This is a genomic window from Woronichinia naegeliana WA131 (assembly GCA_025370055.1).
Lineage (GTDB): Bacteria > Cyanobacteriota > Cyanobacteriia > Cyanobacteriales > Microcystaceae > Woronichinia > Woronichinia naegeliana.
On the sequence record CP073041.1, the window covers coordinates 3,049,007 to 3,074,082 of the forward strand.

Here is a 25,076-nt window from a genome sequence, read left to right on the forward strand (position 1 = left end):
ATATTTAGTTTAAAATTCCATCGCATTTTGTCGCCAATAGGAACGCACTAATTTAATTTCTTCGTAGGCATATTTTCCTTTCAGTTGTTCGTAAATAGGCATTAACCGTTCATCACCAACCACATCGATCGCCTGTAAAATTGCTCGTTGATGGGCAGGAGAAATTAAAGAATCTAAATTAGTCACATGATTAGCTTCAATCAGTTTCACAAAATGCTCGGCAATGGTAGTAGGCTTCAGAGAACGGGCTAGGGCGATCGCGGCCAGATCTAACCCCTTTTTATACAACACTAAAGTTCTGGTTAAACTATCACTGAGATCGGGATCAAAAAAGTTATCAAAATTATCTTTATTTAAGGTTTTTGTTAACACTAAGGAGCCATTAAGCTCTTGTTTCGGCAATGGATTAGTTGCTAAATTTTCAGAGTCTTTACCTAACAAATCAATTCTTTTAGCATTTAAAGTGGTTAAATCCGATGAAATGATCTCTTGCTTTTGAAAATCTCTTACTTTTCCCAACTTGCCATTGCTCTTTTCTGGTGGATAATGGACTAAACTTCTAGTTTCAATGGTATTTCCTTTTTTAGACAATTCCTCCCTTGCTTCCCCATCTTTCCTCGCTTCCCCATCTTCCTCATTTCTCTTTGCTTCCAAAGCTAGAGTATTTAAAAAAGCTTGACCGTAGCGTTGTAATTTATAATCTCCCACCCCAGAAACCCGCTTTAATTCCTCGATTGTTTGAGGATTTTGTTGCGACATTAAACGCAAGGTAGAATCACTAAAAATCATGTAGGGTGGAATCGATTGCTGATCGGCTAACAGTTTGCGGCAGCGACGTAATTGCTCATAACGCCTTTCAATTTCAGCAGCCAAATTAACACTTTTTAATTCTTTTTGTGGAGTTTTAGCCACTCTAATCTCAACCTGACGCTGTTTTTTCATGACCTCCCAACTGCGTTCATTTAATCTTAAAATAGAATAGCCATCCTCACTCTGATCTAATAACCCTTGTCGTAGTAGCGATCGCCCTAAATTTTTCCACTCATCCACACTGCGATCCTTACCAATGCCATAGGTAGAAAGCTGATCATGACCCCTTTCTAAGATTTTATGATTTTTCGTTCCTCGCAACACTTCAATAATATAATTCATCCCATATTTCTGCTGACAACGAGCGACGCAAGACAAAAATTTCATTGCTTCTATTGTCCAATTTTCCATCGGATTTTGAGAGAGGCAATTATCACATTGACCACAATCTCCCGCAAAAAATTCGCCAAAATAACTGAGTTGAACCGTGCGACGACATTCCGTTGCTTCTGCGTATTCCACCACCTGTCTAATCTGTTGACGGGCCACCCTTTGCTCATTGGGATCAGGCTTTTGCTCAATAAAATATTCTAAACTTTTGATATCGCCATAATTTAAAAATAAACTGCAATTGGCTGCTTCACCATCCCGACCGGCTCGACCAGATTCTTGATAATAACTTTCTAAGGTTTTGGGTAAATTGTAATGAATAACAAAGCGCACATCAGGTTTGTTAATGCCCATACCAAAGGCGATAGTTGCCACAATAACCTGCACATCATCCCGAATAAAACGGGTTTGGTTTTCACTTCTTTGTTTATCTTCTAAACCAGCATGATAAGGCAAAGCATTGATACCGCATCGCTGTAGTTTTTCGGCAACATTCTCCACCGTTTTGCGACTGAGACAATAGATAATACCAGACCCTTTACTATCTCTAATGATTTTTAGCATTTGGGTAAATCTTTGACCATTTTCTCGATAAACTTCGTAATATAAATTAGGACGATTAAAGCTGGCAATATGAATCGCCGGTTGCTGTAATTTTAACTGCTCAATAATATCTTCTCTGACGCGCTGGGTTGCCGTTGCCGTTAGGGCCATCATCGGAATTTTAGGAAAGCGATCGCGGAGTTTATTTAACTGTCGATATTCAGGGCGAAAATCATGGCCCCACTCGGAAACACAATGAGCTTCATCCACTGCAAAAGTCGAAATGCCTATTTTTAAATTAATAGTTTCTAAAAATTCTAAAAAATGTTCTAATAAAAGCCGCTCTGGGGCAACATATAGTAATTTAATTTCCCCTCTCATCATTGCCATCTCTCGCTGACGAGTGACATCAGAGGTAAGAGTACTATTTAAAAAAGTGGCACTAATGCCATTGTCTAGTAGCGCATCAACTTGATCTTGCATCAAGGCAATTAAAGGAGAAACCACAATCATTAAACCAGGCATTAGCAAAGCCGGAAGTTGAAAACAAAGAGATTTTCCGCCCCCCGTAGGCATGATAATTAATTGATCTTGACATTGAAGGGCTTGCTCAATAATTTGCCGTTGTCCAGTACGAAAAGATTCATAGCCAAAAAAGTGTTTAAGAGATTGTTCTAGGGAGGGAGGATTAACCTCGGTTACAACGGCGCTTGACATTACCATAGGAATTTAGATATTCAACAAATTTTAAGCCGTCTTTATTTTACGTTAAAATAACGTTTTAAAACAGCTAAAGCAGGATGATCAACTGGCAAGGTTAGGATTTTTTCCTGAATTTTAACCCGATGGAAAGGAATAATTTCTACAACACTATTACTATAGGCCAGTAGCTCTAAGTTTTGACTCCAATCCGATGGCCAGGGTTGTTGTTGTACCTTTATTCCCTGGCTCGATAAATACTTTAATAAGCTTGATCGCATAATTCCTGGCAGAATAGAACCGTCTTCGGGCGGCGTATAAAAAACTCCTTCTTTCCACCCCCACAAATTGCCAGTACTGGTTTCTAGCCAATGTCCTTGATCATTAATTAAAATAGCTTCTTTGGCTTCCTGTTTTTGAGCCTCTTGTAAGGCCAACCAAGCGGTTAAATAATTTCCCGTTTTAATGGCCGCCATTGGTCGTTGAAAAATCGTTTGATCGGCAAGCCAGCCCTGAATACCTTGCTGTTGCAGTTGACTTAAATTTTCGGGTAAATTCCGTCCAGTTATCCAAATTTTGCCATCGGCAAATATAACAATACGCAGCACAGAATAATCATTTACAAGGGTTTGAGCCACTTCGGTGATGGTCTGCCAATTAGGGTTAGGCCATTGCAATTGTTCCACACTTTTTTGTAAGCGATCGCGGTGAGCTTGCCAATGGGTAAGGGGATGCTCCAGAGATTGCTGATAAACACGTAAAGTCGTAAAAATTGTTGCACCGTAAAGTAAACCCGGCTCCGTAATAGAGAGAGTAATCTCTTCTTTATCAAACCATTGTCCATCAAACCAATACATTTTTTGACTCTTTCACCTAGACAAACTAACTAGAAGCACTTGTATAAAATTTTAGCGCGAATTGCCAGAAAAAATGGGAAAAAGCTAACAAAGCGATCGCCAATAATCCGGCCCCTAACATCCAAATCAGATCTGCTTTTCCCAGCATTGCTTCAGCAGGAACAGTCGTCAAAAAAGCCACTGGAACGACAAAAGTAAAGAAAATACGATAGGTCATCGGATAGGCGATCATGGGATACCGTCCTGCTTCTAATAATCCTCGCAAAACTTCTGTTACATTGTAGATTTTTACAAACCAAATACTCGTCGTCCCTAGAATAAACCAAAGACTATAGAGTATCAGCATTCCTAAAAATAACATGGCAAAACTGAGTAGAACATTGACAATCTGAATCGGGGATTGGCTAGCGGCATAAAAGATTAGTAATAGTCCAAAAAATAAATCTGGAATTCCCCAGGGAGATAAAATACGAGTTGATAGCCAAAACTGACTGCTAATTGGTTTAAGTAAAACAAAATCTAAGGTTCCTTTTTCCACATATTCTACAATTTTATTGAGATTAGGGATCAACAAAGTTGCCGCAAAGCCTTGTAGGAGAGTAAACATTCCTAAGACAATCAGAGCTTCACTCCAACTCCAGCCCTGAAAATGGTATCCCGTTCGATAGAATAAAAAAAGACTAAAGATACTGCCCACTAGATTCGCTAAACTACTAAAACTTGCCAGCACAAAATTAAGACGATATTCTAACTCGGCCGCGATCGCCGTCTTCCAGAAAATACCGAGTAAGTGGCTATAGGTTTTCAGTAAAACTCCCATATTTATTCAGAAAAAACCATTGTTAAAATACTCAAAATTCTATTAAGAGCCTCCTACTGGGACAAGGCGTTTAGAAGCCAGGGGAAATTCTAAGGCTTCTCGTTGTTCGAGATAGAGTTGAGCCACTTCCCTGGCTAGATTGCGAATCCGCCCAATATAACGGGTTCGTTCCGTCACTGCGATTACCCCTCTGGCATCTAGTAGATTAAAAGAATGAGAGCATTTCAACACATATTCTAAACTCGGTAACACTAATCCTCGTTCAATTAACTGCTTGGCTTCTTGCTCATAAAGCGTAAATAAATTCAACAGTAATTCTGGATTAGAGGCTTCAAAATTATAGGTGCATTGTTCAATTTCTCCTTGCCAGAAAATCTCTCCGTACTCAATTTTTTCATTCCAACGAATTTTACTAATCGCATCCACATTTTGCAAATACATTGCCAACCGCTCCAAGCCGTAGGTAATTTCGATCGCCACTGGCCGACAATCAATCCCTCCACACTGCTGAAAATAGGTAAATTGGGTGATCTCCATGCCGTCTAGCCAGACTTCCCAGCCCACTCCCCAGGCTCCGAGCGTCGGCGACTCCCAATTATCTTCAACGAAACGAATATCATGTTCTTCCGGCTGAATTCCCAGAACTCTCAAAGAATCCAAATAAATCTCCTGAATTCTATCGGGAGATGGTTTAATGAGAACCTGATACTGGTAATAGTGTTGTACGCGATTCGGATTTTCTCCGTAACGACCATCCGTGGGACGACGACAGGGTTCCACATAGGCTACCGCCCAGGGTTCTGGTCCGATCGCCCGTAAAAAGGTATGAGGACTCATGGTTCCAGCCCCTTTTTCTGTATCAAAGGGTTGGGCAATTAAACATCCTTGCTCCGCCCAAAACTCATTTAATTTAGCGATCACAGCCTGAAAAGTAATCGTCACAATTATGTTCTCCTCCCAAATGACTATTCCTATTTTTACCTAGAAAGCTGCCTTTGTCTCCCCTAATGCCCAGCAATCATGATCATCCCCTGCTCAATTTCTTCCCAAACTCTCTCAAAAAGGTTGAGGTTTGGCGGTATGGTTAGGGATAAGGTGAGTGACTTCGCTTTGAAATCATTTTCTTTAACTGCCCGCTTCCATCTAGATTATGGCTGAATTTGATACTGGCTTACCTAGCATTCGAAAAATCCAAAATTTGATCAAAACTCAACAAAATGTCGAAGTTAAGTTGATCACGAATGATCTGTTGGTTGGTAAGATCCGTTGGCAGGATGTTCAATGTCTATGCTTGATTGATTCGTCTAACCAAAGCACCTTAATTTGGCGACAATCCATCGTCTATCTACAACCAAAATCCTAAAAGATGATCTACAGTCGTCTTTTTTTCCTAATCCTGTTCTTCTAATCTCGAACCCAAAATGAGTATTCAACAAATTGTCGAACAAGCCCTAAACGATGGTTATCTGACACCGACAATGGAAGCGGAAGTCGGTCGGATTTGTGAAGGGGCAACCGACTTATCCTTAGAAGAGTATATGTCCCTAGATCGCTTGATGGGATCTTTACTGGCAGGTGAGGTTGTTGCAGTTCCCAACAAACAATTCATCAACGTGATGGAAGAACTAGTCATCACGGAGGTTATTACGCAAATAGCCGTCTTAGAAGGGGTCAGTGAACGGGACTTAGACATTTCCGATGTGGCAGCCTATGCCCTGAATCGTCTGCCGCCCCTCTATGCAACCTCAGAGGAAGGAGCATTATACCAACGAGAACGGGCCCAAAAAGAATTACAAGGTCTTATTAATACTCAGATTAACGAAGGAATTCGTCGCTTTTTAGATTATCCCACCCTTCCTGGTCGCAGTCCTTTGGATAAACCAACGCGCAAAGATATTAAAGAGATTGTGGCAGACATGAGTCAATTGTTGAAATCCTTTGCCCCTGACTAGGGGATTGGGATACAGGGAAACAAAGTCACCAATCCTTAACCTCAGTAGCCGTAAAATATCATTGAAATTGTGGAAGCCTTCGGAACTTGATAAGCTATGGTGTCGTCATAAGCTATCAATGTGAGGAAAATCTGTGTTGGGTAAGTCGATGAGTCAATCCATTCCAGCATCCTGGTCTAGTATTGAGGGTCACAAGCCCCAATTGTCCGCAACCCCGGATAAATTGTCAAATTACGATCTCATTCTTCGCTGTCAGGACGGTGTACATCCTGATAGTGCAGCTTTTAACGAGCTACTACGTCGCTATCAGTCCCATGTGGATAAGATTTTGTATCACCTGGCTCCAGATTGGCAAGATCGGGCTGACTTAGCTCAAGAGGTTTGGATTCGCGTTTATCGCAATATTAAACGTTTGAACGAACCTGTCAAGTTTCGAGGTTGGCTCAGTCGCATTGCTACCAATCTCTTCTACGATGAGTTGCGGAAACGAAAACGGATTAGTCATCCAATTTCTTTAGATGCTCCCCGTCGTGTTGATGATGGAGAAATTGATTGGGATATCGTTTCGGATTATCCAAGTCCTGATGATACGTTGGCCACGACCGAGTTTTATGAACGTCTGCGTTTGGCGATCGCCGATTTGCCGGAAGCCTTTCGTACTACTATTGTGTTGCGGGAAATTGACGGCATGGCCTACGAAGAAATTTCCGAAATTACTGGGGTTTCTTTGGGTACGGTAAAGTCACGGATCGCCAGAGCCAGAGCCAAATTGCAATCCGTTTTACAAAACTACTTAGATTAAAGCGGCGATTTTTTCAATAGCAATCGGTCAGTCAATTTTAAAAGGCTTGGGAAAGTCCTAACGAAGGTGAGGAGTGTTATGGCAATGCCATCTATTTACGTCTGTCTATAAGACAAGCGTTTTTTGTATCCCCCGCCGTGAGGTCACCATGAAATCAGAATTTAAAAATTCCTATGGGCAGTTTGATGCCGATTCCGACAACATGAATGAACCATTTCAACGTTTCGAGTTATTAAGTGCCTACATGGATGGTGAAATAACTCCCCATGAGCGTCAGCAAGTTCAAGAATGGCTCGATACCGATCCGCAATTAAAGCAAACCTATTTAGGACTACTGCGCTTACAACGAGAAATGCCCTGTGTCCCCACCCCTTCAACTGGAATTACCCCAGAGCAATTATCGGAACGAGTTTTTCAGCGCATTGAGCAGGCCAATCGTTTGAATCGCCTTCTCTTTTGGGGTGGAATGGTGGTGACGGCCGTGTTAGTAGGGGCATTATCCAATCTGTTTATCGGTGGCCAATACCCTTCCCCGCCCCCTCTGCAACAAGCTAATTTGGAATTAGAATCTGAGCCATTAACGATCGCACTTAACCAACCGCTTATTGACCTTCCCGGCAATGTTCAATAGCTAAACGGTGGGGATTCGCCAACATTTTGGTGCAATAAGGCGTTAAACAAATATTGGCTCTCGTCCTGGATTTGTCCACCATCCTGATGGCAACACGATCCCCTCTAATTCTTGAACCTTTTCAGGTCGCATCACATAACCCCAAACCTGTTCCAGAAAATGGCCGCTTTCTAGATCGTAAATGGGAATGAGACGGCGATCATATTCGTTGTCCTGGGGGGCGGATTGAGGATCATAGGTTTCCAGTTGATCTAGAATCTGGAGAGGCATTTCATCTGCAAACTTTAGAACGTAGCCATAGACTTTCTGATCGCCCTCTGTCATGCCTGGATAACCTACTTGATTGAGATGATAAAGCTGACCGTAGGTATAAACTTTCCGGGATTGTATCACCTGGTTTTGGCAGTAAAGCGGATAATTACATTCTCCAGGCTTAAGGGTTCCATAAACGAAGACTTTCAAGGGACTGCTGGTCGAAACGATTTCATGATAGTACTCAAGAATATAACAAAATATGTCAAGGCTGAATAGTGGGTAATGGTTCAGTCTGATTATTGGAATTGCATCAAACCCCTGTGCAGCAAGGGATACAACGATTTTTGCCCTGAATCACTAAAATCCTTACAGGGCAAGACTTTCAGGCTATTTAACAACTAAGCTGAACCAGTGCCGAATTGGCCAATCTTGATTCGAGGTGGGCAGGTTGTAAAATTAATTTTCTGCCTGAAGTTGAGCAATGATCGCCACTAATTCCCGTTCAAAACTGACCTGGGCACGATTCGTTTTTCCCCCTAGATAAAGTTTGGTCAATTCACTTCCAGAATCTTGAGCTAGTACCCAAATCTGAGAATGGGAAAAATAACTTATTATTACTCCCAACATCAGCAAAGCAAAACCGAGATAAACAAAGGGAATCCCTGGATCTGCTTTAATTTGCAGTCCCGTACTGCCAACTAATTCAAAGACCTTGAGAGTGACACCATTAATCTCGATACTACTACCAGCTCTTACTGCATTAAATAAATTTCCCTGTTGATCATAAAGAATCATGGTTCCCTGAAGATCCTTGACCAGCAGAGCCACACCTTCACTTAGATCCGTTTTTGTGGGAATCCAAGTTCCCCAAAGTTTACCGCCATTTTCCGTATTCAGAGGAGCCATCGGCAATTGAAAAATCGGACTATTATTAATTTGGACTTTAACTCCTGCAATACCCCAATTCGTTTGGTAAAAAGTCACACCGTTATAGCGCAAAGGTTGATTAACAAAAATCGTTTTGCGATCTAATTCTTCGCCGGTTGTTTTAACCACCGATAGATCGGAATAAAACTGATCAATATTACCGTCTGGTGTATAGTCGATCCAAAAACGATTGACCTTAATTCCCCAATCTGTCGGAATTTGTCTTTTGGCCAGAGGGCCGGCTTCAATAATATTTTTAACTTGAAAACTGTCGCCACTGGCCACCATTTCCTGGGCCAGAAAGCCGGTCATGATTCCCCAAATAGCTCCCCCTAAAATAATAAGCATGGCTGCATGAACAATGATCGGGCCAATTTTGCCCACCAAGCCTTTTCGAGCGTAGAGCGTTTGATTTTCCTGAAAGATTTTGTAACCTTGATTTTGTAGGTGAGGAATAATTTTACTGAGGGAAAGATTGTCTAAGGTAATACTAAAGGCTAATTTTTGAAATTGACGAGGTTGTTGATAATATTGCCAACGTTGAGCAGCTTTAAGGGCTGGAAATTGACGATTAAAAGTACAGGCTGTTAAACTGCTACCAAATAAAATGAGTAAGGATAAAAACCACCAAGTACTGTAAACGTGATTGAGACCGATCGCTAAAATAATTTTCCAAGATAAAAACCCAAACAGAGCTGGATCTTCAGGATAGTTGGTTTGATAAAACGTTAGGGTTTCACCCTGTTCAAGGACAGTTCCACTAATACTAAAAATAGCAATTAAAAGCAGTAAAATAATCGCTAGTCGTAAATCAGCGATCGCCTTGATCACGGAACGCCAGGTCTGTTGTAGAAAATGAAAAGGAGAGAGGTTAGAGGAAGATTCAGAGAGCGTCATAGGTTGACCCAGAAGAAGGGGAAAAGAGAGGATTAACCACTCGATTTTAAGTAGTATTAAGTTAATTATATTCGTTAAAAAAGATTGTAACTCACCGAAAAATAAAGACTTTGCTGAGACACGGTGTTACCTTGTACTCGAAACTCTGTTAGCGGCAATCCCCAATCTAAGCGGGCTGTAAGGCGATCGCCCATTTGCCAGAGCAGTCCCAGCCCCACACTAGCTAAAGTATTCGGATTAGGTGTTGGGATCGGATTATCCCGATCATTCCAGCCGACTCCAAAATCCAGAAAGGGAACAATTTGCAGGACTCCTTGAATTTCCTCAACTCGTAGCACGGGTAAACGCACTTCGGTAGAGGCAAAAATGCCGTTATCAGTGAGCAATAAATCTTGACGATAGCCCCGCACCGTATTGAGACCCCCTAGGGTTAATTGCTCCAAGGGAACCAATGGCTCAGTGGATAATTGCACTGCCGAGCGAAAGACAAATAATGTCTCTGGCCCTAACAAACGAACATATTGTCCCTGACCCCGCCATTCAAAAAAACGTCCATCGGGTGGCAAATTATTGACATTTGCATCCAGAATGCCTAATCCCAGACTGAATTGGGAACGCAACGCCAACACATCCTCGCTGCCTCGTTCTGTCCATTCCTGAAAAAAGCGTAGGGCGGCAATGCGAGTTTGGCCATCATTATTAGCTCCTGGTGAGAGCGGAAATCCCTCTCCCAATAAACTGGTCTGACTAGCAGAATAGGAGGTTGTCAATCCTAAGGCTAATTCTTGACGAGGGGTTTGGATCAGGGGTTGACGATAGCTCAGATCAAAATAGAGGGAGTCACCAGTAATATCGAGAATGTTAAAAGGTTCTTCTATTACCACTGTATTATTGTACTGAATTGCTGCTTTTAAAGTGCCGTTATGGGGATTAAGGGGCAGGGTATAACTAGCCGTTACAGCGTTACTGCCATCACTATTGGCATAATCCAAGGTAATCCCATCTCCAATTCCCAAGAGGTTCCCTTCACTGATTCGCAGTCCTCTTTCCCAACTACCAATACTCTGGACTCGGCCATTGTCAGTAAAAGTTTCAATATTAAAGGTGTTGGCTTCTTTGACTTGCACTGAAAGCAAACTTAATTCAGGACGAGGGCCAGCAGATAGTTCGGCGGAAATGGATTCAATAAGAGGATTGAGTTGTAGCAGTTGTAAGGCTTCGAGCAGGCGTTTCTGATTGAAGGGTTTCTCCGTCGCGATCGCCAAACGACTTTTCACATAATCGGGATCGAGTTGGCCCTCTACCTGGACTTGAATATCTTCTAACCCTCCCTCAACGATTTGTATGGTAATAACAGCCTGATTTTGATCAAAGATCTGACCAGCAGGAATCATGACTCCCGAATTAATATAGCCCGCCTCGGTATAAAACTGAGTGACGGCGGATTCTGCGGCTAACAGTTCGGCAAAGGTGAGAGGACGTTGGGTAAAAGGGGCTGTAACCTCTGCTAATTCTTCTGAACTAAATGCACTATTGCCTTGAAATTCAAAGCGCGAGACGGTAATCGTCCCTGGCACATTCTGCGGTAAATTGGGCGGTATGGGATTGCTGGGGAAAATTTCTAAAGGAGGCGAGGGTAGAGGACTAGGAGGAATAATCGGTTGGGAGGGTTGGGGCGGCAACAAAATTCGCCCAGGACTGGGAAGATCGACCCTCTGACTCTCAAGACTTGGTGCAACGAAAGATTGAGCTAGTAGGGGAGTTAGGGGATCATAGAAACCCCAAAATAGTCCAGCGATCGCGGCAAGGACGACTAGAACATTGCCACTGAATTGGACTCGGCAGCTAAAACCATTATTCATTGGAGTCAGAAATAAGGAACTGGTATCGTCTGATCAAAGTTGGAAAAAGTTTATGGTGTAAGGCCTTGAGAAAATAGAAAAATAGTTTAAGACTAGACATCGTCCCGTTTTTATTATACTATTATTATTGTCATTATATCAAAGAAGAAGGAAACAGAAAACAATGTCAATATTAAAGAAAAGCTCTATGGAAATCCTGAATGATGTTGGCTTGTGCCAAGAGAAAGAGGATGCCTTATTCAAGAAAAACTGTCCTCATTGCTATAGTGAAAACGTAAAAATACATTCTCATTATCAAACGAAAGGTAACGGGGAACGTAAAATGTTCATTTGTCAAGAATGTAGTTCTTGTTTTGCTGAGACTTATGATAGCGTAATCGCTGGCTTAGAAACCCCATTAAGTGAAATTGTAAAAGTATTAAAAGCCAGAATGGAAGGAATAGGATTAAATGCAGCAGCCCGAGTATTCGGCTACGCGAAAACAACAATATTGAATTGGGAAAAGAAATTATCAGGATTACAAGAGACATTATTTTTATACGCCTTAGTGAATGAATTTGTTAAATTAGTAATAGAAGGGGATGAACTATACACAAAAGTTGGAAAAAATAAAGAAGCAAGTGCCTCTGAGGGGTGGACAATCGTTCTCATGGACAGGGCTAGCCGCTTTATTTGGCATTTAAAATGTGGTCGAAAAGAGCAGAAATTATTTCTAGAAGCAATGATGACGGTAGCGGAATTATTTGAAAGGAGTGCAGAATCTCTCCAGTTATTTACAGATGGAGAAAAGCGATATAGTCAACTGCTATTTGATATTTGTCACGAAGTATTAAGGACTGGAAAGCGAGGTCGTCCCACCAAAGTATTACCGAAGGGTCTTGTGGTAAGACTAAAAAATAAGAGTAGTAAACGTCGAGATTCTGAGGGTAAACTAAAGAAAGTAGAAACTCCGAAAACTGAACATCCTGAGACAACAGAAAAACCAGAAGAAAAGGACATCCATGCCAACCACGTTGAGGCATTTAATAGTGCTATCCGACGCTATTTAGCCGCCTTTCGCCGTCGTACAAATACTTATGCTAAATCTGTTGTGGGATTACAGCGAGTCCTAGATATTTTCTGGATGGTTCATAACTTTGTTCGCAGCCATTTTACGACTAGAGAAGTTCCTGCTGTAGCTCTCGGTATAATTGAAAAAGGGTTAACTTGGGAGGACTTACTCCAAATTCGCCTGATTTCTTGAACCTCTTGTATTGCAACGTTTGTAGCTTCTAGCTAGACGATACCAGTGCCGCTTGCCCTGAAAATAGGGCAAAATTACAGATTACGTAAAAAATCTCAATGTATTTTCGCGGAGAAGACTACTGGATAGTCAAAAAGAAAGATCTTCAATCCGAAATTTTCAGGGACAAGTTCGTCAACCATTCTCTTTGTATCATCCGCTACTTTCTTGCCTTCGTTTAAAGAGGAAAACGGGGAATCTTGCCGACGAGTCCCTTAATTTGTTGATAGAGTTCCATCAGGCGATCGCCTTCTACCTGAAGTTCAGCCGTGGGATAATTTTCTAAAACTTCTATGAGACTAATATTCTGATCTTCCGTTGCCGAGGAAATGAGCGCGCCCCGTAAGGCTTCTATGTTAGATCGCTGGGACGGTGTATGAATGACCTCTGCGATCTGTTGGAGCAAATATTTTCCGACAAAACTATTAAGAACTTCAGATAGCACGATAGGATCGATATTAAACGATTGATTGAGCCAACGCTGTAGATCTTCTGGCTTTTGATTCGCTAAGTTGAGATAGGACTGGAGCGATGAAGAGACTTCCCCTGTTTTGCTTAACTGACTCAGTTCAGGGATAGAAACCGACTCCCGCAAAATACTGTATTTGAGGATGATCTTTTCAGCAGCTTGACTAGGTAAGGGAAAGCCCGTTGTGAGTGCCATGACCAAAAATAATTTTAGGCAAATCCTTGTCATTGAGCCTGTTCCTCTGAGAATAATCATTTAACCTTCGCTTTTCTTATTTATACTGAGTAAATAGATCTTTACAAAACCTTAGTCCGTGAGACGCTTCTATGACTGTAACGCTTAATCCTCAGATTATGAGGTCAGTTGAACAACTCGATTATGCCGTTACCATTGGGGATGTGGCAACCCAAGCAGGCTTAGAACTGAATGTTACCCAGCAGGGTTTATTGGCCCTAGCCTCGGAAGCAGGGGGACATCTACAGGTGACGGATTCTGGGGATATTCTTTACCAATTTCCTAAAAATTTTCGCACTATTTTACGCAACCGTTTTTGGCGACTGAGACTACAGGAACTTTGGCAAAAGATTTGGGGGGCATTATTTTATCTGATTCGGATTTCCTTTGGTGTTATTTTAATTATCTCGATTATTGTGATGTTTTTGGCAATTGTGGCAATTTTGATTGCTGTTAATTCTAAAGATAGCGATAGTAATTCGGGCGGCGATCGCGATGGTGGTGGCTTTTTCTTCTTTCCGACGGATATTTTCTGGATTTTTAATCCTAGTCCTGACTACAACCGTTATGAATCAAGGGCTGGCCATGGTAAATCATCCTCGGTACGATCTATGAATTTTTTAGAAGCTATTTTTTCCTTTTTGTTTGGAGATGGCAATCCGAACGAAGATTTAGAAGAAAAACGTTGGCAGACAATTGGCACTTTAATTCGCAATCAGGGGGGCGCGATCGCCGCCGAACAGGTTGCTCCCTATCTGGATAATGTCACGAGCAGTAATCAAGAAACAGAAGATTATATTTTGCCGGTACTGGCTCGCTTTAATGGTTATCCTCAAGTTTCTGATCAGGGTGATCTTATTTATTATTTCCCCGAACTCCAGGTGACAGCCAAAAAGCGGACATTAACTGCCATTTCTAGTTTTTTGAATGAGAAACGTTGGCAGTTTAGCCAAGCCGATAGCGGCCAAATTATGCTGAGTTTAGGACTGGGAACAGTTAATATTGTTCTAGCTTTGATGTTAGGCGGTTTATTACGACAATATAGCGCAGGCATTGCTATTGCCAGTTTAATACAGCCTGTTTATGGTGTTTTATTAATCTATGCGATCGCTTTTTTGGCCATTCCCCTCGGACGTTATTTTTGGCTACAATGGCGAAACCAAGGCATTGATAGTCGCAATCAAAAACGTCAAGCTAAGGCCGAATGGTTAACCCTTCCTAATCCTAAATTCCGTCAGAAACTTCAATTTGCAGAAGATTTTGCGGCAGAAAAAGTGATCACGGCGGCGGATATTACCTATCGTACCGATGAGGATTTATTAACGCAAGAAGCTCTACAATCCGATAAGATTGATCAAGAATGGCAACGCCGTCTAGAATCACATTCCTAAACCATTTTATCTTCTTCTTGATGTTTCTTTTTTATCTTTAATTTTGCCATTTTTGAATTCATGTCTGAAATTTCTGAAATCCTTCAGCTTCCCAGTCCCGAAAGTGCGATCGCGTTAGCCGGTCAAGGAGAAGATAATTTAGCCTATCTTGCCCGTCATACGGGGGCCAAATTGGTGCTTAGGGGTCAGGATTTACAACTCTATGGAGAAGAGAAAAATGTAGAGCGGGCGATGAAAGTCCTGCGATCGCTTTCCACCTATTGGCAAGAAGGTAAAGCCATTTCGCGGCCTGATATTTTAACGGCATTTCAGGCCATGGACAGTGGCCGAACGGAAGAATATCGTTCTCTCCAACAAACAATCCTGGCGAAAACTCGACGGGGTGAAATTATCCGTGCTAAAACCTTTCGGCAAAGACAATATGTTAAAGCCATTCAAAGCCACGATGTTACTTTTGGCATTGGCCCAGCCGGAACTGGAAAAACATTTTTAGCCGCAGTTTTAGCCGTTCAAGCATTATTAAATAATGACTATGAGCGTTTGATTTTAACTCGTCCTGCTGTAGAAGCGGGTGAAAAATTAGGGTTTTTACCAGGCGATTTACAACAGAAAGTAGATCCCTTTTTGCGTCCCCTATATGATGCTCTCTATGAATTTATTGATCCTGAAAAAATTCCTGATCTGATGGAACGAGGCAAAATTGAAGTAGCTCCCCTCGCCTATATGCGTGGACGGACACTGAGTAATGCTTTTGTCATTGTTGATGAGGCTCAAAATACCACTCCAGCCCAATTAAAAATGGTACTTACCCGTCTTGGTTTTGGTTCTAAAATGGTGGTGACAGGGGATATTACTCAAACTGATTTACCCAGTCATCAACCTTCCGGTTTAGTGGTATCCCAATCAATTTTAAAAAATGTAGAAGGAATTGCTTTTTGCCACCTGAGTCAGGCGGATGTGGTTCGTCATCCCTTGGTACAAAAAATTGTAGAAGCCTATGAAAAAGAGGGAAGTTAAATAGGTAACTTTCTAAACGGCTTAATAGATAATCATAAAAAATAGGAAGTTCAAAATTAGTGAACCATGCTATTCAAGGTGATTGTTTGTCCAAAACCTTTTTTAAATAAACTTATCTACCCAGGCAAATATTCTTTATCAAGGATTTGTTCTTAGCTGAAAAGGCATTCTAGCAGAAAAGTTTTGCGGAGAAGATGGGTTTGATTAGCAGTATGATGGGGAACAGTTCATTTTCTTGTTCAATCCTTGTTATGGTTGCTAACTGGTTCAAAGTCTTCCAAAGCCGCAAGATGTCAGCCCTGATTTTTCTGGGATTTGCATCGGGACTTCCCTTCTATCTCTCTAGTAAAAATCCGATCCAGGCTTGGATGAGTGAGGATGGGGTCAGTTTAGAGGCCATTGGTGCGTTTGGGTTGGTCAGCCTTCCCTATTCCCTTAAATTTCTTTGGTCGCCGCTCCTAGATCGCTTTGTTCCTCCCTTTTTAGGACGCAGACGAGGATGGTTAGTCATTTCCCAGATTGCCTTAATTGTGGCGATCGCGGCCATGGCGTTACAAAATCCGTCCAAAGCCCTGCAATTTCTGGCTATCAATGCTTTTTTAATTGCTTTTTTTAGTGCAACCCAGGATATTTTAGCCGATGCCTATCGCACTGATGTTCTCGAAAAACCGGAATTAGGGGCAGGAGCTTCTGTTTTCCTATTGGGATATCGTTTAGCCATTATTTTTACGAGTTATTTACCCCTTTGGATTGCTGAACAAACCTCATGGAATTTCTTTTATTTATTAATGTCTGCCTTAATGATCATTGGTCTAGTCAATTCATTTTTTGCACCCGAACCACCTAAAAAAGGAGAGCCGCCCAAGAGCCTAAAGGATGCGATTGTTTATCCCTTTCTAGATTTTTTAGAAAGGAATGGACTACAAAAATCTATTTTTATTTTATTGTTTATTACTATCTATAAATTAGGGGATGCAATGGTTAAAAACCTTTCGACTCCTTTTTTATTGGAGCAGGGTTTACATTTTAGCAAAAGTGACCTTGCCTTACCCGGAACCCTTAGTATTATTGCCACTATTGTGGGGACATTGGCGGGGGGAGCCATTATGACTAGGATTGGCATTAATCGTTCTCTTTGGATTTTTGCCATTGTCCAAGCGGTCGGCAATTTAATGTACTTCGCCTTGGCTTTAGTGGGAAGAAATCAGCTTTTAATGATTGGAGCCATTAATGTGGAAAGTTTTTGTTCTGGCTTGGAATCCGCCGCTTTTGTGGCCTTTTTGATGAGCCTTTGTAACCAACGTTTTTCTGCAACTCAATATGCCTTACTTTCTAGTTTAGTTGCCTTCAATCGAGATATTTTAGTCGCGCCTTCTGGTATTTGGGCTAAGGCAATGGGTTGGCCGAACTTTTTCTTGATGACGGCGATCGCTGCTTTACCAGGCTTAATTTTATTGCCCTTTTTCGCGCCTTGGCAGGAAAGGGAAGATTTAGCTCCCCAACTCACCTCTCGATTTGGCTCTGAAGATGAGGATAATTGAGCATCATCTCAGCAAAATTAATGCAAATGCTCTAAAAGCTTTCGTTGACTCAGAAAACTAGAGGCTCAAACGACTGGAGTTTGTAAAGTTATCTAAAGTTTTGTCCCTGCCCTTCACCAAAAGTGAGGAAGTAAAGATATATAAATTGATGTTCCTTGAGCTAAAAATTTTAAAGGGGCAAGGCACTTAATAGACCTTAACCCCCTTGAGTTGCTTGTTATAGTTAGGATCTTTATATCGGCTGACCCCATTTGAACTAAGTATTATTATTGACGATATTTGGGAATTGTGTCGAATCCTTAATCTTTTTTTTAGATTTGATCCGGCTAACGTTTAAAGACTTTTGTTGACTAATGTTACGAATGATGAAGTGTAACCCCCAATTTCTCAGAAATCCAAACTTCTAGGTTTCGCAAAGAGTGACTTTTGGGTGATAACTCAGGATGTACCATCGGCTCCACTAAAATAGTAAACATTCCCAAACGATTACCGGCCAAGACATCGGTAAATAAGCGATCGCCCACCATTGCCACCGTTGATACAGGTAAATTCATGGCTTGAATGGCATAACGAATTTTCCGTCGAGAGGGTTTTCCGGCCCCAAATAGGTAGGGCAAGTTGAGGCTATCGGCAATGCGCCCAATCCGAACCTCGCTAAGATTATTACTCACTAACCAAATGGGAAGGATCGGTCGAATTTTTTCCACCCAAAACTGTAACTCCTCAGAAACATCTGCCCGTCGAAAGGACACTAGGGTTTCATCCACATCTAAGACCAGTCCCTGTAAATGATGACGTTGTAAAATCCTCGGTGTCAGATGCAGGATAGTATTGCCGAGAACAAGGTCGGGTTGCAGGAGTTTGGCTCTAGTCATCAGAAAAATCGGTTTGAAGGTCGTCTCTTGATTGTAACCCTGACGGTTAGACCGATTAGCAGGAAGTAAAAAAAGTCGAAGCATTGTTCTGAATCTGTGGGGTTTAGACTTCTGTTCGTAGGGTGATACGGAAATAAGTTTTAGTTGCGATCGCAGTAGATTAGGATAAGATTAAAAATTAGACTTAATTCTCTAAGTCCAAACAGTTTGAGTAAGTTGAAGACACCTAACTGCACTTAATCCCCTCTCGACAACATGACTAGTACTAGCCTCCCTGAATCCTATCAAGTTCTCCAAACACGGTACGAGCAATTACCTCTCCTAGAGAAGACCATTCTGCAATTATTGTCTATTCTCTATCACCCAGTTACTCGTATGGAGTTAGCAAATTGCTTGAATCATCTGGGTTATCGGGATAGCAGAGAGAAAACCTGGAATGTTGCCAGTCTGAAGCCAATCATCGAGCCACTCTTAAAATTAGAATTGCTAAAAACAGGAAGTAACACCGGAATAACCTGCCATCAACAATTGCGGGAAATCCCTAGTCGGGATGCGGTAAAAACAGGGATATTTGAAAACTTAGTAACGGCGGTTGAAATGGCTTATCCCATTCGGGAGTCTAGCTATAATTCACGACGATCATTTCGGTCGGATTCTGAACTCATTCGGGAAGTTCGCATTGGCATCCACAATCAAGATCTGGTTTTCATTGAGCGTCAATTTGAAGATTTCTATCATTACTCATCTAGCTCTCGGCAGATTACCCTGGAGAGCGTTTTCCTAGAAATGCTAGAAAATCCTTTTGATCTGGAATGGCTAAAGAGTTTATCGCCTGAGCTGATTGAATTTGCCTTACAGATTCGACTATCAGAATCCCTCCACAAGTTGTCCACCACAGAAGATGAACTAGAATTACTCAAGCAGGAAGTCCTGGTCGTTCAGCGTAAATCTCCTGTCCTGGTCGTGTTATTGGCAGAGCAATTGTTATTACGGGGTGAGTTGAAGGAGCTAGAATCTTTCTTTCAGCAGATTGAAAAACAAAATATTGATCTTCATCCTAGTAACTTCTTTATTTATCAAGGGAATATTGCTTGTTTGAAAGGACATTATGCTGAATCGATCGCCAGTTATCGTCAAGCTTTAGTAAGTATTAGGAAACTAACGAAAAAACGCAAAATTTATCTGCCAGGCATTGCTGGCCTATTATTCATTTTGTCCCTCCTGGGAGAAGGCTCAGGGGACTGCAAACAAGAAGCTCAGGGCTATGTCAAAAATGCCTTAGATCTAGCGGTTTCTGACTCCTTTAATGAAATTTATGTGCTTTTAGATAATTTACTTCAGTGGCAACAGGGCAATCAGCCCTACCGAGAGCGTTTACGCCATCTTTGCATCACCGACCCAGAAGAACATAGCTTAGTAACTTTTTTTAAATTAATCTGTACCTACTGGCTAAAGCCTGATCGCCAGGAATCTCTGCTTAATTGGGCTAGAAATTTTCAAACACGAGCCTATCGAGCCGATTATCAATGGTTGGCAGTCGAAATAGCTGACTTGATCCTACGCTGTGACTCCCTAAGTCAGGATTCTTATGGGGAGATCGTCCAGCAATGGCAGGCAGTGGAGGGCGGTGTTAGTTTACTGGATATTGTTAAACCCCAAAGTGAGTGGGAATTGTCCTTAACGGCTTTAGCTAATTTAGTGGGTCAACCTTCAGCTAAAAGTCTGGAAAAGATACCTGTGGCGACTAAACGTTTAGCCTGGTTTGTCACCTATTATTCTGAAAATAGTTATTCTTTATCTCCCCGTGAACAGAGTTGGACAAAAAAAGGAGATTGGACAGCCGGACGAGCGATCGCCCTAAAACGCTTAACCAAACAATCCTCAGATCTCAATTATTTCACCCCCCAGGATTGGCAAATTTGCAGTTATTTAGAAAGTTATTCAGTCGGTTATTACGGACAGATGGATTATCGTTTTGATAATCTGGCTTTTGTGGCCTTAGTCGGTCATCCTTTGGTCTTTTTAGATAATACTCCGCCGGTACAGCTTGAGGTTGTTGCTGGAGAACCAGAGTTAAAGGTCGAAAAGCTCAAAAAGACAAGAATTGTTCTAAAACTTGAGCCTAATCTGGCTAGTGGAGAACAAGTATTAGTGATCAAAGAAAGTCTGACTCGTATTAAAGTCATTGAGGTTACTCCGCAACATCGAAAAATTGCCACTATTTTAGGCGAGAATAATCGTCTAGAAGTGCCTCTCGCAGCGCAAGAACAGGTTTTAACGGCAATAAATGCCGTTGCTAGTTTAGTAACGGTGCATTCCGACATTGGGGGTGGCTCAGAAAATGCTCAGGAAGTACCGTCCTATAACCGACCCCATATTCATCTTTTGCCGATGGGAGGAGGCTTAAAGGTCGCCATTTTAACTCGTCCTTTTGGAGAAACAGGCCCCTATTTTCAGCCTGGCAAAGGAGGAGAAACCGTGATTACAGAAATTGAGGGTCAACGTTATCAAACCAATCGTGATCTCCAGGAAGAAAAGAAACGGGCCAAGGAAACGATTAATGCTTGTCCGACTTTGGCTTTAAATGATAGTGAGGGAGGAGAGTGGTATCTGGAAGAGCCAGAACATTGTCTGGAGTTACTCTTAGAATTGCAAGGCTTAGGAGAAAATGTCAAAATTGAATGGCCCGAAGGTGAAAAATTACGGGTCAGTCATCAGGCTAGTTTTGGTCAATTTAATCTCAATATTCAACGTCAACGGGATTGGTTTGCTGCCGAAGGAGAGTTGCAAGTTGATGACAATTTGGTGATCGGATTACAACAGTTAATCGAATTACTGGAAAAAAGTCCTGGGCGGTTTATCGCTTTGGCCGATGGGCAATTTCTGGCTCTAACCAACGAGTTTCGACAACGATTAGAGGAGTTAAAAGCCTTTTCGGAAAAACAAGGTAAAGGACGACGTTTTCATCCCTTAGCAGCCTTGGCCCTTGAAGATATGTTAGACGAAGCCGAAAGCCTAAAAAGCGATCGCCATTGGAAGGAACATATCAAACGCATCAAGGAAATGAAAGACCTCGATCCCCAACCACCTTCGACTTTGCAAGCGGATTTGCGGGATTATCAGGTAGAGGGGTTTCAATGGTTAGCTCGTTTAGCCCATTGGGGTGTGGGGGCCTGTTTAGCTGATGATATGGGACTCGGTAAAACGGTGCAGGCCTTGGCCTTAATTCTCACCAAAGCCGCCGCAGGGCCGACTCTGATTGTGGCTCCCACTTCCGTTTGTCCCAACTGGATCAGTGAGGCTAATCGTTTTGCGCCAACCCTAAATCCGATGCAGTTTGGTAGTGGCGACAGAGCCTTAGTTTTAGAAAACTTGCAACCCTTTGATTTAGTGTTATGCACCTATGGACTTTTACAACAGGAAGAAGTGGCTGAGATGTTGGCCAAAGTGCAGTGGCAAGTGGTGGTATTAGATGAGGCCCAGGCGATTAAAAATATGGCCACCAAACGTTCCCAAGCGGCAATGAATTTACAAGCAGAATTTAAGTTGATTACCACCGGCACTCCCATTGAAAATCATCTAGGAGAACTTTGGAATTTGTTTCGCTTTATTAATCCTGGTTTATTGGGTTCCCTGGATAGTTTTAATGAACGGTTTGCCAATGCGATCGAGCGGGGTCAAAATAAGGCTGCCCGTAATCAACTCAAGCGTTTGATTCAACCTTTCCTATTGCGTCGGACCAAAAACCAAGTTCTCAAAGAATTACCCGCCCGGACTGAAATTCTGTTACAGGTCGAACTGAGTTCAGAAGAAATGGCTTTTTATGAAGCTCTCCGTCGTCAGGCGATCGCCAAATTGGAAAATAGTGATGCTCAAGCAGGAGCCAAACACTTACAGGTTTTAGCGGAAATTATGCGGTTACGGCGAGCTTGTTGTAATCCCAGTCTCATCATGCCGGATAGTCCGGTCAAAAGCTCCAAATTGGAAACCTTTGGGGAGGTTTTGCAAGAATTATTAGAAAACCGTCACAAGGCCTTAGTTTTTAGTCAATTTGTCGATCACTTGACCATTCTTCGTAACTATCTAGACGAGCAAAAAATTAATTATCAATATCTCGATGGTAGCACTCCAATTAAGGAGCGTAAAAAACGAGTAGATGCTTTCCAAAATGGGGAAGGGGATGTCTTTTTAATTAGTCTCAAAGCAGGGGGAACGGGTTTAAATTTAACGGCTGCCGATTATGTGATTCACATGGATCCCTGGTGGAATCCCGCCGTAGAAGATCAAGCCAGCGATCGCGCCCATCGTATTGGCCAAAAGCGTCCTGTTACTATTTATCGTCTAGTGGCAAAGAATACGATTGAGGAAAAAATTGTCGATTTACACCATCAAAAACGCGACCTAGCGGATAGTTTATTGGAAGGTACGGATGTTAGTGGCAAGGTTTCGACGGATCAATTGTTGCAGTTGATTAGTGGGAATTAATTGATCGGCTTTTTGGGCTAAATCGGATAAGACGGGCTGAAGTTTCAGCAAAGCTTACTAAGCCAACCCATCTTGTTTTATTTTCGGATGTATCCCACATTCCGCAGGTTGTCGAAGAGGCGAAGTAGTTCGCGCGAGCTATTATGGGTGCCTGTGCATTAATTTTGGGTAAGGATAAAAAATATAAATAAAGTTCTAAAATAGAGTCTTGTAGTAAGGATTCAGGAAAGGGGCAGGGCGAACGCATCTTATTTTTGAATGATAGGCTAGGTAAAGGTTTCAGTGATCATGATTGATTTTTTATGAAATGCTAAAAGGCTTGTCAAATAAAGGGTCTAGAATTTCAGGGCAAACGCATCTTATTTTTGAACGATAGGTTAGGTAAAGGTTTCAGCAATCATTATTGATTTTTTATAAAATGCTAAAAGGCTTGTCAAATAAAGAGTCTAGAATTTTGATGCGTTTGCCCTGGCGATTATCCCTAAATGGTCTAGATTTTTAACGCTTAACTTAGTCATTTTTTCTTGAGGTTTATTCGCTTAAGTGCTTAAGTAAAATTATTTATACATAGCGATCCTTGTGTAGCAAGGCTTTCGGATTTATCTAAAGGGTAATTCATTTTGCATAACCACTTATTTGATTTTAACTATTCCGTTACCATTTCTCACTTTATTTTTATTTTTTCAAAATCAGTACGAAATATGAGTTATCAGATAAGGAGTCTAGAATTTAGATGCGTTTGCCCTGAATGATTTGTTATATTTCGTTTGCTGTAGCATAGAAAATTACAATGGACAGTGGCATTTGTACTAAAAATGGAATGGAAAGTAAATTGCCAAGACTTTAGAAAGAATTACTAAAGAATTCTGTTACGATCGCTACCTTTACCACTCAGAGGAGTCGCTGTGCAAAATATTTGCTTGAGATCGGGAGTTAAGGATAAACTAGGGGTCAAGCGATGAAGATTGCTAATATCGGACGTACAAAAATCCCTAAAACTGATATTCCAGTTATTGTTTTATTACCCAAATCCTGTGATTGCCATTTACCCTGGAAGCTTTGACCCCATTACCTTAGGACATCTCGATATTATTCAGCGTGGTAGTCAACTTTTTGAACATGTCACGGTTGCTGTTCTCTGTAACCCTGGTAAGCAACCTCTCTTCTCCGTTGAAAAACGGGTTGAGCAGATCCGTGCCTGTACAAGTCATTTACCTAATATTGAAGTCGATAGCTTTAGTGGCCTAACGGTAGAATATGCCAAGCTCCGCAATGCTAATGTTTTGCTGAGAGGGCTACGAGTTCTATCCGACTTTGAGAAAGAACTCCAAATGTCCCATACCAACCAAACCCTTTGGGACGGCATTGAGACAGTTTTTTTGGCGACAACCAAAGAATATAGCTTTTTAAGTAGTAGCATTGTCAAAGAAATTGCTCGATTTGGCGGCAACATCACCCACTTGGTTCCTGAAAATGTCGCCGGTGATATCTATTCATACTACCGTTAACCACAAAACATAAAATTTTATTATTAAACGCTATGGCACGTCGCGAGAATCCTAATACTGAGATCCCTGCAACCAAATCCCTGGGTCGTCGTCGGGTTGTCGATTTTGACATTCAACAGGAGTTAGCACAACTTCAGGAACTGATCTATGAGAGTTTTCATATTCCGGTTTCTCCTTGGACGATAATCGATGAGGGTAAAATTCTCGATCAAATTGAATTAATCAGCGACAATCTACCAGAGGCTATCCAAAAAGCCCTGGCCGTTCTCGATCAGGAAGAGGCGATCATGCGACAAGCCGAGGAATATGCCCAGCGGATTATTCAATCAGCCCAACAACAGGCGGCTAAGATTCTAGATGAATCGGGAATTATTCAGCAGGCAGAACAACAGGCTGCTCAGGTTCGTTATCAAGTTCAACAGGAATGCGAATCGATGCAACGTCAAACCCTAGGAGAGTTAGAACAAATTCGGCAGGTGACAACCCAGGAATTACAGCAGTATCGCCAGCAAACAGTACGAGAGTGCCAAGAAATTCAACGAGATGCGGATAATTATGCAGATACAGTACTAGGTCGTTTAGAGCAGGAATTGGGGGAAATGATTCGTATTGTTCATAATGGCCGCCAACGTCTCTACGATAATTCCCCTAGCAATAATCCCAATAATCCCAATAATCCCAATAATCCCAATAATCCCAATAATCCCAATAATCCCAATAATCCCAATAATCCCAATAATCCCAATAATCCCAATAGTAATAATCCGAATGTTGTGCAGACAGCGATCGCCCCTATAGCCGATAGACCTCGTAGGCGATCGCGGTAAAG

General features: G+C 41.8%; 20 protein-coding genes. 11 read left to right on the forward strand and 9 right to left on the reverse strand.

From position 1 onward, the window contains the following. Positions 1-9: 9 nt before the first annotated feature. From recQ to glyQ, 4 genes are read right to left on the reverse strand one after another with little or no spacing between them, the layout of a single operon-like run. Entirely contained in the window at positions 10-2,460 is a 2,451-nt protein-coding gene (recQ, locus tag KA717_15555; protein ID UXE63839.1) for a DNA helicase RecQ, read from the reverse strand. A gap of 41 nt (positions 2,461-2,501) precedes the next feature. Next, on the reverse strand, positions 2,502-3,299 hold the full coding sequence (locus tag KA717_15560) for an aminotransferase class IV (GenBank protein UXE63840.1): 798 nt from the start codon (positions 3,297-3,299) through the stop codon (positions 2,502-2,504). A 25-nt stretch (positions 3,300-3,324) separates the two neighbouring features. After that, positions 3,325-4,119 carry an ABC-2 family transporter protein gene (locus tag KA717_15565; protein ID UXE63841.1) on the reverse strand — a complete coding sequence of 265 codons (795 nt, stop codon included), beginning with the start codon at positions 4,117-4,119 and terminating at the stop codon, positions 3,325-3,327. A gap of 42 nt (positions 4,120-4,161) precedes the next feature. Beyond that, positions 4,162-5,055, reverse strand: coding sequence for a glycine--tRNA ligase subunit alpha (gene glyQ, locus KA717_15570; protein ID UXE64676.1), 894 nt, complete (start codon positions 5,053-5,055; stop codon positions 4,162-4,164). A 214-nt stretch (positions 5,056-5,269) separates the two neighbouring features. On the opposite strand from glyQ, the gene KA717_15575 reads away from it, so the two are divergent. The 4 genes from KA717_15575 to KA717_15590 all read left to right on the forward strand — a co-directional run bounded on the left by KA717_15575 (position 5,270) and on the right by KA717_15590 (position 7,504). Next, complete coding sequence (locus KA717_15575; protein UXE63842.1) at positions 5,270-5,482, forward strand: RNA-binding protein hfq; 213 nt, start codon at positions 5,270-5,272, stop codon at positions 5,480-5,482. Positions 5,483-5,540: 58 nt separating this feature from the next. Then, positions 5,541-6,071 carry a late competence development ComFB family protein gene (locus KA717_15580; protein UXE63843.1) on the forward strand — a complete coding sequence of 177 codons (531 nt, stop codon included), beginning with the start codon at positions 5,541-5,543 and terminating at the stop codon, positions 6,069-6,071. A gap of 148 nt (positions 6,072-6,219) precedes the next feature. Further along, positions 6,220-6,873: a sigma-70 family RNA polymerase sigma factor gene (locus KA717_15585; protein ID UXE63844.1), complete on the forward strand. Its 654-nt coding sequence runs from the start codon at positions 6,220-6,222 to the stop codon at positions 6,871-6,873. A gap of 148 nt (positions 6,874-7,021) precedes the next feature. Next, on the forward strand, positions 7,022-7,504 hold the full coding sequence (locus KA717_15590; protein UXE63845.1) for a Fis family transcriptional regulator: 483 nt from the start codon (positions 7,022-7,024) through the stop codon (positions 7,502-7,504). 42 nt (positions 7,505-7,546) lie between these two features. Here the strand turns inward: KA717_15590 and KA717_15595 are convergent, their stop codons facing one another. From KA717_15595 to KA717_15605, 3 genes are all read right to left on the reverse strand, one after another. Continuing rightward, positions 7,547-7,966: a gamma-glutamylcyclotransferase gene (locus tag KA717_15595; GenBank protein ID UXE63846.1), complete on the reverse strand. Its 420-nt coding sequence runs from the start codon at positions 7,964-7,966 to the stop codon at positions 7,547-7,549. Positions 7,967-8,215: 249 nt separating this feature from the next. Continuing rightward, complete coding sequence (locus KA717_15600) at positions 8,216-9,583, reverse strand: cytochrome c biogenesis protein (protein ID UXE63847.1); 1,368 nt, start codon at positions 9,581-9,583, stop codon at positions 8,216-8,218. A 74-nt stretch (positions 9,584-9,657) separates the two neighbouring features. Next, positions 9,658-11,445 carry a ShlB/FhaC/HecB family hemolysin secretion/activation protein gene (locus tag KA717_15605; protein UXE63848.1) on the reverse strand — a complete coding sequence of 596 codons (1,788 nt, stop codon included), beginning with the start codon at positions 11,443-11,445 and terminating at the stop codon, positions 9,658-9,660. Between the two features lie 163 nt (positions 11,446-11,608). Between KA717_15605 and KA717_15610 the strand changes: the two genes are divergently transcribed. Continuing rightward, positions 11,609-12,688: an IS1 family transposase gene (locus KA717_15610; protein UXE63849.1), complete on the forward strand. Its 1,080-nt coding sequence runs from the start codon at positions 11,609-11,611 to the stop codon at positions 12,686-12,688. Between the two features lie 217 nt (positions 12,689-12,905). On the opposite strand, the gene KA717_15615 is transcribed toward KA717_15610, so the two are convergent. Then, entirely contained in the window at positions 12,906-13,391 is a 486-nt protein-coding gene (locus KA717_15615) for an alpha/beta hydrolase (GenBank protein UXE63850.1), read from the reverse strand. 131 nt (positions 13,392-13,522) lie between these two features. Between KA717_15615 and KA717_15620 the strand changes: the two genes are divergently transcribed. The 3 genes from KA717_15620 (at position 13,523) to KA717_15630 (ending at position 17,379) form a co-directional block, all read left to right on the forward strand. Next, positions 13,523-14,821 (forward strand): hypothetical protein, encoded by a 1,299-nt coding sequence (locus tag KA717_15620; protein ID UXE63851.1) that lies wholly within the window; start codon positions 13,523-13,525, stop codon positions 14,819-14,821. 60 nt (positions 14,822-14,881) lie between these two features. Continuing rightward, positions 14,882-15,838 (forward strand): PhoH family protein, encoded by a 957-nt coding sequence (locus tag KA717_15625; protein ID UXE63852.1) that lies wholly within the window; start codon positions 14,882-14,884, stop codon positions 15,836-15,838. Between the two features lie 290 nt (positions 15,839-16,128). Continuing rightward, positions 16,129-17,379 carry an AmpG family muropeptide MFS transporter gene (locus tag KA717_15630; GenBank protein UXE63853.1) on the forward strand — a complete coding sequence of 417 codons (1,251 nt, stop codon included), beginning with the start codon at positions 16,129-16,131 and terminating at the stop codon, positions 17,377-17,379. Positions 17,380-17,735: 356 nt separating this feature from the next. Here the strand turns inward: KA717_15630 and KA717_15635 are convergent, their stop codons facing one another. Continuing rightward, on the reverse strand, positions 17,736-18,254 hold the full coding sequence (locus tag KA717_15635; protein UXE63854.1) for a YqeG family HAD IIIA-type phosphatase: 519 nt from the start codon (positions 18,252-18,254) through the stop codon (positions 17,736-17,738). Between the two features lie 255 nt (positions 18,255-18,509). On the opposite strand from KA717_15635, the gene KA717_15640 reads away from it, so the two are divergent. The 3 genes from KA717_15640 to KA717_15650 all read left to right on the forward strand — a co-directional run bounded on the left by KA717_15640 (position 18,510) and on the right by KA717_15650 (position 25,074). Beyond that, positions 18,510-22,739, forward strand: coding sequence for a DEAD/DEAH box helicase (locus tag KA717_15640; GenBank protein UXE63855.1), 4,230 nt, complete (start codon positions 18,510-18,512; stop codon positions 22,737-22,739). Positions 22,740-23,773: 1,034 nt separating this feature from the next. Beyond that, entirely contained in the window at positions 23,774-24,247 is a 474-nt protein-coding gene (gene coaD / locus KA717_15645; protein ID UXE63856.1) for a pantetheine-phosphate adenylyltransferase, read from the forward strand. Between the two features lie 32 nt (positions 24,248-24,279). Continuing rightward, a complete protein-coding gene (locus tag KA717_15650; GenBank protein UXE63857.1) occupies positions 24,280-25,074 on the forward strand; it encodes a DivIVA domain-containing protein in 795 nt (264 codons plus the stop codon). The last annotated feature ends 2 nt before the right edge of the window (positions 25,075-25,076 follow it).